This window comes from Micromonospora sp. NPDC005686 (genome assembly GCF_042871665.1).
Taxonomy (GTDB): Bacteria; Actinomycetota; Actinomycetes; order Mycobacteriales; family Micromonosporaceae; genus Micromonospora.
Genome location: NZ_JBIAIY010000011.1, coordinates 142,934 through 156,209, shown reverse-complemented (window position 1 = coordinate 156,209; position 13,276 = coordinate 142,934). Strand labels below are relative to the sequence as shown.

Genomic DNA, 13,276 nt, shown 5'->3' with positions numbered 1-13,276 from the left:
GCCGCTCGCCGAGGACGGTCCGAAAGCCGTCGCGCCACGTTGTGGCGATTCGGCAAGCCGGGCGCTGTCGAGGGCCGCCAATATGGATAATGACTCCCCGTGAATCAACCGTACGCAATCGATGTCGACTCGGAGTTAGTCGATCTTGGAGCGGTCTCGTTGGATCGCCTTCCTGAGCTTGACCAGGAGATTCTCGGTCCGGTCATGGGCCGGCTGCTGCGCCGTGTCGACGATCCCGAGAGCATCACCAGTGGTTACAATCCGCAACGACTCGACTGATTTCGGCCGTCCGGGTGGAGGACGCATGACCGTCACGCTGCCGTTGGACGAGCCGGTGCGGCACCGGCTCGGCCGCCACCACTTCGGGGCCCTGGCGGCGGGCGGCGGCGACGCCGGCACCGTCGACGAGCTCCTGACCGCCGAGCACAGTTGGCGGCTCCTGCAACTGCGCGCCGTGCTGGACGCGGTGGCCGAGACACCGGAGGCGGCGGGCCCGCTGCCACCGGTGGCCGACGCCTGGGCGCTGCTGGTCGCCGCGCAACGCCACGCCCCGGCCGTGGTCGACCGGCTGCTCGCGCATCCGCACGTCGGCACCTGGGCCGGTTACGTCCTGCGCCGGCTGCGCGGCTCCACGGTCACCGCCGAGGGTCCACTCTGGGTCGACCTCGGATATCTGCACGCGCTCGCGGCCGCGGCCGGCGTACGCGCGGGCCTGCCGTCGTTCACGCTGCGGGTGCCGGTGCGCGACGGGTTCGCCGCGCTGCCGACGCTCGGTGGCGCCGTGCTGCCGGCCGGGCAGCGGTGGACGGTGGCCGAGGTCGCCGCCGCCGACGGCGGGGCGACAGTCTCGCTGGACGGACACCGGGTCAGGTTCGACGGTGCGGGCGGCGGCACGGACGGCTGGTTCGCGCTGCCCACCGTCCGGGCCGAGGCCGGAGGGCAGGCGCTGACGGTCGGGCTGGACTTTCTCGACCCGTACCGGAACCTGCGCAGCCCGACCCCGCCGGACCTGGACACGGTCGCGGCGATCGACCGCTGGCGGACGCTGCTCACCCAGGCGTGGGAACTGCTCGTCCGGGTGTGCCCGGAGCGTGCGGCGCCCATCGCCCGTGGCCTGTTCTCGGTGGTGCCGCAACGCCCGGCGGAGCGGTTCCGCACCATGAGCGCGTCGGCCGGGGACGCGTTCGGCAGCATGCTCATCTCCGAGCCGGAGGACGCGCCGGAACTCGCGGTCACGCTGGTCCACGAGTTCCAGCACATCAAGCTCGGCGGCCTGCTGCACCTGACCCCGCTGCTGACCGCCGAGCCGCCGCACCGGCTGTACGCGCCGTGGCGGGACGACCCGCGCCCGCTGGGCGGTCTCCTCCAGGGCGTGTACGCCTTCGTCGGGATCACCGAGTTCTGGCGGGCGTACCGTCCGGTGGCCGGCGGTGCGGCGCGGACCGTGGCGCACTTCGAGTTCGCCAGGTGGCGGCGGCAGGTCACCACGACCCTGGCGGCGCTGCGGGCCCGGCCCGAGCTGACCGACGTCGGCCGGCGCCTGCTGGACGGCCTGGCCGACACCGCCGCGACCTGGTGGCCCGAGCCGGTGCCGGCGGAGGTGCTCGCCGCGGCCGACGCCGCTGTGGACGACCACCGGGCACAGTGGCGGCTGCACCATCGGCGCCCCGACCCGGCGGTGGCGCAGGCGTTCGCGGCGGCCCGGGAGGCCGGTGACGCCCGTCCGGACGGCGACTACCCGGAGCCGCCGGTCGAGGCGGACGCCGGAGCGCGCCGGCTCGACACCCGCGCGGTGCTGTTGCTGTGGCGGCTCACCGACGCGGAGGGCTTCGCGCGGTTGCGCAAGGACCCGTCGAGCGTCGGCGAGCAGGTCACCGGCGCGTCCGCGGCCGACCTCGCCTACGCCGCCGGTGACGTCGGGCAGGCGCATGAGCTCTACCTCGCGGAGCTGGCGGCCGGCTCGGCCAGCCCGTCGGCGTGGGCCGGGCTGGGGCTGACCACAGCCGCGCTGGGCCTCTCCCCGGCGGCCGAGGCGCTGCGGAGCCGGCCCGAGCTGGTCCGGGCCGTGCACCGTCTGCTCCGCGCCGGGGCGCCTGTCGATCCGGTGGACCTGGCGGCCTGGGTGGGGCCCTCCGCGGCTTGACACCACGGTCCACGGTGGCGGTGACCGACCGCCACCGTGGACCCCGGCTACAACGGCATCGGGTCCAGGTCGCAGTCGCCGCGGACCGTCGGGTCCAGACCGGCTCGGGTCGCCGGGTGCGTGTCGCCGAGGGTCCGGTGGAACGTCGGGCCGGTCTCGTCGAGCAGCGCCCGCCCCTCCGCGTTCCGGCCCAGCGCGATCAGGTCCATCGCCAGGTTGCCCAGCGCGATCAGCGTGGTCGGGTGCTCCGGCCCGAACACCTCCCGCGCCCGCTCCACTGTCGCCCGGTCCAGCTCGTACGCGGCCTGGTGCTCCCCGAGCACGAAGAGGTCGTTGCCGAGGTTGATGGACGCGGCCAGGGCCAGCGGATGATCCCCGCCCAGCCGGCGGGTGAGCACCGCCAGACCCGCCTCGTTCATCGCCCGCGCCCGCGCCGCGTCGCCACGCAGCCGGTGCACGATCGCCGCGTTCGCCCGGGCCGCCACCGTGTACGGGTGCTCGTCGCCGAACAGTTGCCGGTAGTGCTCGCCGATCTCCTCGCTGAGTTGCGCCGCGGCGTCCAGTTCGCCGGTGGCGCGCAGGTCGACGGCGAGACCGAACGCGGCGAGCAGCGTGTCCGGGTGGGCCTCGCCGTATCGGGCGGCGAAGCCGTCGCGTACCTCCTGGGAGAGGGCGCGGGCGGCGACGTGGTCGCCGGCCTTGCGCACCGCGGAGGCCAGCCGGCGGCGGGCCAGCAGCGTCTGCGTCTGGGCGCTGCCCCAGACCAGCGGCAGCCGGTCCACCACGTTCTGCATCTCGGCCCGTGCGGGCAGGTACTCGCCCAGTTCCCGCCGGTCGATGATGAGGTTCAGCAGGGATTCCAGCGTCTGCGCGTGGTCCTCGCCGAACAGCAGCACCCGGTGCGCGTAGGTGGCCTGGTCGACCGCGAAGGCCCGCCGCATGTCACCGGTGAGACGCAGGCTGACGGCGAGGTTGTGGGCGGCGTTGAGCGTGCTCGGGTCGTCCTCGCCGAGCAGCGCCACGTGCCGCCGGTAGACGTCCTCGTCGATCCGGAGGGCCTGGGTGAAGTCGCCGGCGACCCGCAGGTCGGCGGCGACCGCGCCGAGGGCGCTCAACAGCTCCTCGGTGTCCTCGGCGGCGGCGCTCTCGTGGGCCCGCAGGATCCGGGTGTTCAGGTCGGCGGCCTCGGAGTGCCGGCCGAGCCGGTAGAGCATGAAACCGAGCCACTGACCGACTTGGAGCGTCATCGGGTCGGTCTCGCCGAGCCGCTCCCGCCAGGTCTGGTAGGCGTGCCGGGACAGCTCCAGCGACGCCTCCATGTCGCCCCACCAGTAGAGGTAGCGGGCCTCGTTGTAGACGAGCTGATGCACCCAGCCCTGGGCGGACTCGACCGCGCCGGAGACCAGCACGTGCGGGTACAGGTCGGCGTAGCTGGGCCAGTTGCCGGGCGTGTCCGGGTCGTTGCGGTCGCCGGTGGCGAGCAGCCGGTGGGCGCTGGCGCGCATGGCGTCACGTTCGGCGTCGTTCATCCGGTCAAGGAGCACCGCCTGGATCAGCCGGTGCATCTGGATCGAGTTGGTGCGGTGGATGACACGGGCCAGCGCGTACCTGTTGATGTCGCGGATCGCCCGGCCGAGCCGCATCGGGTCGCGCAGCGCGCCGTTGAGGTCGGGGTGGATGTCGGCGTTCTGCGCGCCGCTGAACAGCGTGCGGGGGATGGGCTCCGGGGCGAGGAAGGAACACACCTGCAGCAGGCGGAACGCGGCCGGGTTGGCGACCACCAGCCGGTCCAGCGAGACGTTCCACGCGGCGGCCACCGGGAGCTGGTAGTCCATCGGGGGTGCCTGTTCGAGCAGCTCGACCCGCTTCTCCTCGAACAGCCGCAGGTACTCCTCGGCCGGCATGCCGGTCTCGGCACGCCAGGCGGCGGCCTGTTCCAGGGCCAGCGGCAGGTCGCCGAGCGCCTCGGCGAGCTGGTCGGCCTGTTCGTCGGTGAGTTCCGGGCCGCGCCGGCGGAGCAGCTCGACGCTCTCGGTGCGGGTGAAGACGTTCACCTCGAGCGTGCGCGCCATGGTGGCCCACTGCGGGTTGCGCGAGGTGATCATGATGCTGCCGGAGCCGCCGATGGGCAGGTACGGCAGGAGCACCTCGGGGCTCTCCGCGTTGTCGAAGATCAGCAACCAGCGCGGGTGGGGCCGGCCGAGCCGCAGCGCCTCCTGCACAGCGAGGCGGGCGCTGCCCACGTCCGGCCCGGCGGTCAGGTTCATCCGGTGGGCCAGCTCGACGAGCGAGGCGCCGATCTGGGTGGCGCGCTCGGCGGGGATCCACCAGATCAGGTCGTACTCGCCCTGATGCTGGTAGACGTACTCGACGGCGAGATGCGACTTGCCCACCCCGCCCATGCCGTGCAGCGCGTGCGGCAGCACCGCCGTGGTGCCGCCCTGTATCTGCCGGTGCAGCAGGGCGAGCAGGTCGGCGCGGCCGGTGAAGTTCGGGTTACGTGGCGGGACGTTGCCCCAGACGGCGGGGGTCCGGCTCGGGGTGGTGGCGTCCACTGGGGTCGACGACAAACCGGCTCCTTCAGCGGGGACGCTACGGGGGACGTCGGCATCTTCGCCTACCGCCATGATGACATTCGTGCCCCGCGATGCGGGAGTGTCGCGGACGTCGCGTTCGCCCGGCGTGTCCGGCTCGATCGCCTCGCGCAGCCGCCGGGCCCGCCCCAGATAGCGACCGGACAGCGCGCGCAGCACCGCCATCTCGATCCGGGCGACGGAACCCGCCGGGTCCAGCGGCGTGCCGTCCGGGTCGGACAGCACCCGGCCCCACGCCGCCAGCTCCGGCCGGTCCGGGCCGAGCCGCGCCGCGAGGGCCCGCCAGACCCGTGCCGTGTCGGCCCGGCGGCCAGTCGCCAGCAGCTCCTCCCGGACGCCGGGGCGGAAGCCGACGCCCGCCCGTCCCGGTCGCGGCTCGACCAGCGGGCCGGTGAACACCTCGGCGAGGTGCACGTCGCCGGCCTCCCGCACCACCTCGTCGCGGACCACCGCGATCACCGCCGGCTCCAGCGGCGCCGCGGCCAGGCCGGTGGCCAGCCGCAGCGCCGTCGGTGACGCCCAGGAGACGAACTCGCGTACCGCCGCCGCCGGATCCCACCGCTGCGGCGCACGCCGTTCGGGCGGTTGCGGCGTCCGGGCGTACGCCAGCACGGCCGGCAGGTCGACCCAGCGCGGATGGCGGCCCGCGATCAGGTCCACCCAGGCGGCCAGCCAGCGGGTCCGCAGCTCCACCACCGGCACCGGGATGGCGTCGGGATCCGCCGGACGGCCCAGGTCGGGCAGCGCCCGGAGCGGGTCCGGCTGCCGCCACCACAGGCGGGCGTTCGGCACCCCGGCCCGGGGCGCCCGCAGGCCCAGACGCTGCGCGGCGAGGCCGCCCCGGTGCCACATCTGCTGCGGCAGCAGGTGCAGAACGGCCACCGGGTGGCGTTGCGCCCACGCCCGCAGGTGCGGCAGCGCCGCTCCGCTCCGCCAGGCCGGGGCGGCCCCGTCGGAGAGCACCAGGACGATCCGGTGCCGCCGTACCGTCGGCAGTCCCGTCCCCGCGGGCACGGCCGGGCCGTGGCGACCGTGGCGCAGCACCACCTCCTCGGGGCCGGTCCCGCCGGTGGAGAGGCGGCACACGCGTACGTCGTGGAAGGCCACGTGCCGGCGCAGCAGCGTGACGAAGGTCCGCACCCGGGCCGACCAGACCGTCATCGACGGGTGGTCGTCCACCACGAGCACCGCGTCCCAGCGAGCCCGGGCGGCCCGCCGCAGCACGGGCCGGACCAGGCCGGCCTCGGCCTGGGCGGCGGTGGCCTCCTCGTCGTACACGATCAGTTCCCGCGGCGAGACCAGCCGCCGGAAGGGACGCAGCACCTCGGCGAGGTTCTCCTCGCCGGAGGCCGTGCCGGGACCGGCCGGGCCGACGGCGAGCCGGGCCGGCACCGTCATTCCGGGTCCGCCGTCGGCCCGCCACGCCACAGCACCTCGGCGAGGCGGTCCCAGTCGGCCTCGCCCCCCTCGGCGGTGGCGAGCTGCACCGCGTCGAGGAGCTGGTCCAGTGTGGGCGCGTCCGGATCGCGTTGCCGGTCCAGGAACGCCCGCACCAGCCCGGCGGCGGCCGGTGGACGCCCGGCGAAGTGGGCGTCCACCATCCCCAGCAGGGTCGCCTCGTCCGGGTCGGCCATCCGCAGCCGCAGGCAGTGGCGCAAAAACGCCGGCGGGAACGCCCGGTCCTCGGTGCAGGTCATCACCACCAGCGGGAACTCGTGGCACCGGATCCGGCCGCCGCGCACCGTGGCCCGGCCGCCCGGGTCGGCCGTGTGCACCGTCACCTCGGGGCTGCGCGGCGCCGCCCGGACCAGCTCGGGAATGGCGAAGCCGCCGTCGTCGAACACGGTACGCAGTTGCTGGGGAAGGTCGATGTCGCTCTGGTCCAGTTCGTCGATGAGCAGCACCCGGGGGATGCGGTAGGGCAGCAGCGCGGTGCCCAGAGGCCCGAGACTGAGGTGCTCGCCGAGTTCCTCCCCGACGGACCGGCCGGGGCTCTGCCCCGCGCGCACCCGCCCGAGCGGGTCGTGCTGCCAGAGGCCCGCGCGGACCGTGTCGTGCGTGCTGACCGGCCAGTGCAGCACCCGGCCGAGGCCCAGCTCCCGGGCGATCCGGTAGGCCAGGCTGGACCGGCCGGAGCCGGCCCGGCCGGTGACCAGCAGCGGGCGGCGGAGCAACAGCGCCGCGTTGACCAGGTCCACCTCGCCGGGGTCCGGGTGGCGGGTCGTGACCGGGCCGAGCCGACGCTCCCGGTCCGGATCCTCGGCGGGTGCCGGCGGCTCGTCCGGCCCGCCGTCGAAGGCACGCCAGCGCGGCGGCGCCGGCCAGCGCCGGTCCCGCTCGGCCGGGTCGATCGGCTCCCCGGTGCCCCGGTAGACGCGCCAGCCGGCGTTCCCCGGCGCGCTCATGCCGGCCACCCCAGCCGGTCGTCCGGCCGGTTCAGCTCCGGGGTGCGGTCCGGATCGTCCCAGAGCAGCACCAGGTGGCGGCCGTTGTGCCGCTCGGTGTGCGGTTCCAGGGCGAGCGCGTCCAGCCGCGCCCGCCGGGCGTGCACCGGGAGGCGCGCGATGCGTCCGTCGGCGGTCATGTCCCGGATCTCCTCCCAGAACTCCGTGTCGGACGGGCGGGTGCGGTGCCAGACGATCACCGGCAGACCCGCCCGCAGGGCGGTCATCACTTCCTTGAAGCCGAACCGGTTCTCCGGCGCCGTCGCCGGCGCGGAGCTGAGCAGCAGCGTCGACCAGCTCAGGTCGGCGGTCAGCTCGGCCTCCAGCCGGGTGAAGTACGCCGTGCCGTCGGGCCGGCTGCGGAAGAGGCGGCTGTGCGCCGGCTCGGCCTGGAGGTGTTCCCAGCGGCGCCGCCACGCCCGGTGCCACTCGGGCTGGCGCAGCCGGTCGAGACTGCGGACGACCACCGGGTAGTCCATCGCCAGCACCTTCTGCTCCAGGTGGGCGCTGGCCGCCTCCTTACGCCACCAGGCGACGTCCTCGTTGAGCAGCTCCACCGGCAGGACCAGCTCGACGGCGACGTCGGCCCGCCGGTCCGACCACTCGATCTCCATCTGGTGGACGATCCGCTCCACCGTCGCCTCCAGGTCCGCGTACGCGACGTCGGTGAGCTGGCCGTGGCGGCGGGAGTGCCAGCCCTGCGCGCCCTGCCACTGCCGGTAGTGGGAGACGGTGTAGACGGTGCTGCCGGGGGCGAGGTCCGGCTCGACCTGGATCACCAGGTAGACGTACGGCTCGGGGGTCTGGTCGCCGGCGTTGACCCGGGCCCGCCGCAGGTCCAGGTCCCCGGTCAGACCCAGCAGGCTGGCCTGCCGCTGGTTGCGGTCGCGGATAGCGCGGGCCGTGGCGGTGTCCACGTCGTGCTCCAGCAGGACCAGGAAGAGCATGTTCGGGGGCAGCCCGCGCGCGGGCGCGTTCTGTCCGGTCAGGTAGACGAAGACGTCCCAGGCGCTGACGCACCACGACGGGGGTGTGGCGGTCGTGTGGTCGGTGGCCCGCTGGTAGAGCCAGCCGAGCGAGTCCGGGCGGTGCGTGGACAGCGCCGGACGCAGCTCGGTCCAGTCCGCGGGGGTCAGCAGCTCCACCACGTCGGTCTCGTGGTGCAGTCGGCGCAGCCGGTCGAGCTGGGCCGCGGCCGGCCCGAAGAGGGCGACGACGTCGACCAGGGCGCCCAGGTCGGCCCGGCAGACGCGGACGATCTCCTCGCTCTGCGCGCGGGGGTTGCGATGGTCGTTGAGGCCCTGGTCGGACAGCCGCTCGCGCAGCCGGACGACCAGCTGCTGGCGGCTGTCGGCCTCCTGGAGCAGGCGCATCCCGGACAGCAGCTCGACCAGTTCCTCCTCGATGCGGCGCCGGGGGTCGGCGCCGGGAGACGGAAGCTGCGTCATGTGTCATCCGGTTCGTCACGCGGCGGGGGAACAGGGCCGACCGGCGGGGCCGCGACGGCACGGCGACGGGCGGCGGCGATGGACGTCCATGATCGCAGTGGTGGAGACCGTCTCACGTAGACTGTCCGGTCTCCGACACCGGCGGCGTCATCCATCGGCGTCCTCCGATCGATGACGGCCGAGCACGCACCATTCTGACGGTGCGGTCACGTGGCGACCACGGGGCGTGCGCGGAGGCGCTCCCTTCCCTACCCGAACGAACGTTAAGCTGAACGTGTCCGTACCCCGGACGCCGCACCGGCTCACCCACCCCACGGAGCTCACCGCGCTATGAACGTCGACCGGATCCTGCCCACCGACGAGGCCCACGACCTGCTGGACCTCGCCACCGAACTCGCCGACCGCGAGCTGGCCCCGGCAGCCGCCGGTTTCGAGTCCCGCGGCGAGTTCCCCCGGGAGGTGCTGCGCACTCTGGGCCGGGCCGGCCTGCTCGGTTTGCCGTACGCCGAGGAGCACGGCGGCGCCGACCAGCCGTACGAGGTGTACCTCCAGGTGCTGGAGATCCTCGCCAGCCGGTGGCTCGCCGTGGCCGAGGCGGTCAGCGTGCACACGCTGTCCTGCTATCCGCTGGCCCAGTTCGGCACCGACGAGCAGCGCAAACTGCTGCCCGACATGATCGGTGGGGAGCTGCTCGGGGCGTACTGCCTCTCCGAGCCGCAAGGTGGCTCGGACGCCGCGTCGCTGACCACGCGGGCGGTGCGCGACGGCGACGCGTACGTGGTGACCGGCACCAAGGCGTGGATCACGCACGCCCGGGTCGCCGACTTCTACAACATCTTCTGCCGCACCGGCGGTCCCGGCCCGAAGGGCATCTCCTGCCTCCTGGCCGACCGGTCCACGCCGGGCATCCACCCGCAGGCCGCCGAGCGCACCATGGGCCTGCACGCCTCGCCGATCGCGCAGATCGCCTTCGACGACGCCCGGGTGCCGGCGGAGCGGCTGATCGGCGGCGAGGGCGCCGGGTTCGCCATCGCCATGTCCGCGCTGGACTCGGGTCGCCTGGGCATCGCCGCGTGCGCGGTGGGCCTGGCCCAGGGCGCGCTGGACTACGCGGTCGGGTACGCCCGGGAGCGCCGTCAGTTCGGCCGCGCGATCATCGACTTCCAGGGGCTCGGGTTCAACCTGGCCGACGCCGCCACCCAGATCTCCGCGGCCCGGGCGCTCACGCTCGCCGCCGCGCGGCTGCGCGACGCCGGCCGCCCGTACTCGATCGAGGCGGCGAAGGCGAAGCTGTTCGCCACCGACGTGGCGATGCGGGTGACCACCGACGCGGTGCAGGTGCTCGGCGGCGCCGGGTACGTCGCCGACCACCCGGTCGAGCGGTGCATGCGCGAGGCCAAGGTGCTGCAGATCGTCGAGGGCACCAACCAGATCCAGCGGCTGGTCATCTCCCGCGCGCTGGCGAAGGGCTAGCCTGTCGCGGTGACCTTCCCCCGGATCACCGTGGACCCCGACGTCATGGGGGGTGCGCCCTGCGTGCGGCAGTCGCGCGTCCCCGTGGCCACCCTGCTGGCCATGATGGCCGACGGCATGTCCGTCACAGACATCCTCACCGACCTGCCGTTCCTGGACGAGGAGGACATGGCGGAGGTGCTGAACTACGCCGCGGACGCGGTGCGTGACCGGACGGCGCGCTGAGGACCACCGCGGCGGGCCGGGTGCGGCGTGGGAGCGCTTTTCCGGCTAGGGTGCAGCGCGTGGAGGAGATCGACCGTGCCATCGTCGCCGCGCTGACCGGGGACGGTCGGCTGTCGTACACGGACCTGGCCGAGCGGGTGGGCCTGTCGGTGTCGGCCGCGCACCAGCGGGTCCGCCGGTTGGAGCAGCGCGGGGTGATCAAGGGGTACGCCGCGCGGGTGTCGTTCGAGGCGCTGGATCTGCCGCTGACCGCGTTCGTGGCGATCCGGCCGTTCGACCCGTCGCAGCCGGACGACGCGCCGGAGCGGCTGGCGCACCTGTCCGAGATCGACTCGTGCTACTCGGTGGCGGGGGAGGACTTCTACCTCCTGCTGGTGCGGGTGGCCAGCCCGGCCGACCTGGAACGGGTGCTGCAGGAGATCCGCACCTCCGCGAACGTCACCACGCGGACGACAGTGGTGCTGTCCACGCCGTACGAGAACCGGCCGCCGAAGATCAGTGGCGAGCTGTCCGGCCGGGGGCGTCCCCGGCCGGCGTCGGAGCCGGCAGGTTCCACCGTCTGACCACCCGCCGGCCGTGCTCGTGACCGAGCACGCTGAGCGTCGCGGTGTCCAGCCGCAGCAGCGCGCCGGCCGAGGGCGGCAGCCCGATCCAGCGCGCGCCCAGCACCCGCAGGCTGTGCCCGTGTCCGACCAGCGCGACGTCGCCCTGCTCCAGCAGCGCTGTCACCCGACCCAGTACCCGGTCAAGGCGGTCGCCCACCTGGTGCGGTGACTCCCCACCGGGGCCGCCGTCGGTCCAGATCGACCAGTCCGGCCGCTCCCGCTGGATGTCCGCGGTGGTGCGGCCCTCGTACTCGCCGTAGTTCCACTCGGCCAGGTCGGGTTCGATCGCGTCCACGGTGAGCCCGGCCAGCTCGGCGGTGCGGGTGGCGCGCCGCCGAGGGCTGGACAGCACCCGGGCGAAGCGCCGGCCGGCGAGCAGGGGAGCCAGCGCGGCAGCCTGCCGCTCGCCGTCGGGGGTCAGTTCGAGATCCGTGTACGAGGTGTGCCGGTGGGCGGCGCTCCAGGCAGTCTCACCGTGCCGGATCAGCAGGATCTCGTTCACCGGCCCAGTCAATCACGTCGCCGGTACGCCGACCTCTTCAACCTATTGTCCTAGGATGCCGTACGCGATGTGGGACACCACACGGCGTTCGGAACGACAGATACCGGGAACGCGGCAAGGGCAAGGCTCAGCCGGACGATCGGAGAGCGACATGAGCTTCACCGACAAGGCCAAGAACAAGGCTCAGGAGATCAGCGGCCTGGCCAAGGAGCGCATCGGCGACGTGACCGACAACGAGCGGTTGCGGGCCGACGGCGCCTCCGAGCAGAGCACGGCGCGGGCCCGGCAGGCCGGGGAGCACGCCAAGCAGGCCGGCCGCGACGTCAAGGACGCCTTCACCAAGTGAGTACGCGAACGGCGGGCCACCTCATCGCGAGGTGGCCCGCCGTCGGGTGCGTGGGATCAGTCGTCGCGGTGCGCGCGCCACCAGGCCTGGCCGGCCTCCGGCAGCGTGTCGATCGGGTCGTAGTAGGCGTACCGCTTGTTCAGCGCCTCCAGGTCCGCCGACTCGATCGAGGTGCGGTAGTTCTTGGTCCAGTAGGAGATGCCGCGCTCGCGGTCGTAGTCGGTGAGCATGTGCACCCAGCGCTTGCCGACGAACGGCACGTCGCAGACGATCCGTGGGGTGGCGTAGCCGGGCAGGTAGCCCATGATGTCGTGCTGGAGCTGCTGGGCGTGCCAGACCGGGACACGCCAGTGCTCGGCGTTGGGGATCATGTCGCACATGTAGAAGTAGTACGGCAGGATGCCCGCCTCGCCCTGCAGCGCGAAGCACAGGTCGAGCAGGTCGGCGTTGGTGGCGTTGACGCCGCGCATGAGCACGCCCTGGTTGCGCACGTCGCGTACGCCGACGTCGAGCGCGGTCTGTGCGGCCTTGGCGACCAGCGGGGTCAGCGACTGGGCGTGGTTGACGTGAGTGTGGATGGCCAGGTTGACGCCGCGGCGGGCGGCGGTGCGGGCGACCCGTTCGAGGCCCTCGACCACGTCGGGCTGCAGCCAGTGCTGGGGCAGGCCCATGAGGGCCTTGGTGGCGAGCCGGATGTCGCGGATCGTCTCGATCTCCAGCAGGCGCATCAGGTACGACTCGAGGTTGCGCCACGGCACGTTGGCGACGTCGCCGCCGGAGACGACCACGTCGCGTACGCCGGGGTGGGCCTTGAGGTAGGTGATGTGGGCGTCGTAGCGGTCGACCGGCTTCAGGGTGAGCTTGAGCTTGTCGACGGCGGGGGTGGAGTTGCCGACGAGGTCCATGCGGGTGCAGTGCCCGCAGTACTGCGGGCAGGTGGAGAGCAGTTCGGCGAGGACCTTGGTGGGGTAGCGGTGGGTGAGCCCTTCGGCGACCCACATGTCGTGCTCGTGGAGGCTGTCGCGGCTGGCGTACGGGTGCGAGGGCCAGTCGGTGCGCCGGTCGGAGGCGACCGGGATCATGTAGCGGCGGATCGGGTCGGCGAGCAGCGCCTCGGTGCTCATCGGCTGATGCGGCACCATGGTGTTGAGCATCTGTGGCGGCACGAGCATGGACATGGTGGCCAGGGCCTTCTGGTCGGCCTCCAGGTCGGCGTAGAACGTCTCGTCGACGGTGTCGCCGAGGACGGCGCGGAGCTGCTTGATGTTCTTGACGCAGTTGACCCGCTGCCACTGGGCGCTCTCCCACTGGTCGCGGGTGATGTGGCGCCAGCCGGGGAAGCGGGTCCAGTCGGGTTCGACGAGGGGCGCGCGGCGGTATTCGTAGGGCTGTCCGGCGGTCGGGACGGCGACCGGCGCGGGGCGGGGCGTCGGGATGCTCTCCACCGGTTGGGTCTGGGTCACGGCCCCTCCTCGTCTGCGTGCGGGTTGATCAAC

General features: G+C 73.5%; 11 protein-coding genes. 6 read left to right on the top strand and 5 right to left on the bottom strand.

The features are described 5' to 3' along the window. Nucleotides 1-99: 99 nt before the first annotated feature. Complete coding sequence (locus ACFYON_RS24380; RefSeq protein WP_354869538.1) at nucleotides 100-279, top strand: hypothetical protein; 180 nt, start codon at nucleotides 100-102, stop codon at nucleotides 277-279. 25 nt (nucleotides 280-304) lie between these two features. Continuing rightward, the gene (locus tag ACFYON_RS24375; protein WP_357710865.1) at nucleotides 305-2,143 is read left to right on the top strand and encodes an HEXXH motif domain-containing protein; all 1,839 of its coding nucleotides are present in this window, start codon (nucleotides 305-307) and stop codon (nucleotides 2,141-2,143) included. Nucleotides 2,144-2,190: 47 nt separating this feature from the next. Here the strand turns inward: ACFYON_RS24375 and fxsT are convergent, their stop codons facing one another. From fxsT to ACFYON_RS24360, 3 genes are read right to left on the bottom strand one after another with little or no spacing between them, the layout of a single operon-like run. Further along, the gene (gene fxsT / locus ACFYON_RS24370; RefSeq protein ID WP_387321066.1) at nucleotides 2,191-6,135 is read right to left on the bottom strand and encodes an FxSxx-COOH system tetratricopeptide repeat protein; all 3,945 of its coding nucleotides are present in this window, start codon (nucleotides 6,133-6,135) and stop codon (nucleotides 2,191-2,193) included. Continuing rightward, on the bottom strand, nucleotides 6,132-7,142 hold the full coding sequence (locus ACFYON_RS24365) for an ATP-binding protein (protein ID WP_354869530.1): 1,011 nt from the start codon (nucleotides 7,140-7,142) through the stop codon (nucleotides 6,132-6,134). The genes fxsT and ACFYON_RS24365 overlap by 4 nt, the downstream gene beginning before the upstream one ends. After that, nucleotides 7,139-8,629 carry a hypothetical protein gene (locus ACFYON_RS24360; protein ID WP_354869528.1) on the bottom strand — a complete coding sequence of 497 codons (1,491 nt, stop codon included), beginning with the start codon at nucleotides 8,627-8,629 and terminating at the stop codon, nucleotides 7,139-7,141. The genes ACFYON_RS24365 and ACFYON_RS24360 overlap by 4 nt, the downstream gene beginning before the upstream one ends. 330 nt (nucleotides 8,630-8,959) lie before the next feature. Between ACFYON_RS24360 and ACFYON_RS24355 the strand changes: the two genes are divergently transcribed. The 3 genes from ACFYON_RS24355 to ACFYON_RS24345 are packed head-to-tail and all read left to right on the top strand — an operon-like array spanning nucleotide 8,960 to nucleotide 10,890. Next, nucleotides 8,960-10,102, top strand: coding sequence for an acyl-CoA dehydrogenase family protein (locus ACFYON_RS24355; protein ID WP_355095564.1), 1,143 nt, complete (start codon nucleotides 8,960-8,962; stop codon nucleotides 10,100-10,102). Between the two features lie 9 nt (nucleotides 10,103-10,111). Continuing rightward, nucleotides 10,112-10,327, top strand: coding sequence for a DUF433 domain-containing protein (locus ACFYON_RS24350; RefSeq protein ID WP_354869524.1), 216 nt, complete (start codon nucleotides 10,112-10,114; stop codon nucleotides 10,325-10,327). 59 nt (nucleotides 10,328-10,386) lie between these two features. Further along, nucleotides 10,387-10,890: an Lrp/AsnC family transcriptional regulator gene (locus ACFYON_RS24345; protein ID WP_354869522.1), complete on the top strand. Its 504-nt coding sequence runs from the start codon at nucleotides 10,387-10,389 to the stop codon at nucleotides 10,888-10,890. On the opposite strand, the gene ACFYON_RS24340 is transcribed toward ACFYON_RS24345, so the two are convergent. Further along, nucleotides 10,823-11,434, bottom strand: coding sequence for a histidine phosphatase family protein (locus ACFYON_RS24340; RefSeq protein WP_354869520.1), 612 nt, complete (start codon nucleotides 11,432-11,434; stop codon nucleotides 10,823-10,825). The two genes, ACFYON_RS24345 and ACFYON_RS24340, sit on opposite strands and share 68 nt — an antisense overlap. Nucleotides 11,435-11,585: 151 nt before the next feature. Here ACFYON_RS24340 and ACFYON_RS24335 point away from each other — a divergent pair, with 151 nt between their 5' ends. Further along, entirely contained in the window at nucleotides 11,586-11,780 is a 195-nt protein-coding gene (locus tag ACFYON_RS24335) for a CsbD family protein (protein ID WP_354869518.1), read from the top strand. 56 nt (nucleotides 11,781-11,836) lie between these two features. Here the strand turns inward: ACFYON_RS24335 and ACFYON_RS24330 are convergent, their stop codons facing one another. Further along, complete coding sequence (locus tag ACFYON_RS24330; RefSeq protein ID WP_354869516.1) at nucleotides 11,837-13,243, bottom strand: lysine 2,3-aminomutase; 1,407 nt, start codon at nucleotides 13,241-13,243, stop codon at nucleotides 11,837-11,839. Nucleotides 13,244-13,276: the final 33 nt, after the last annotated feature.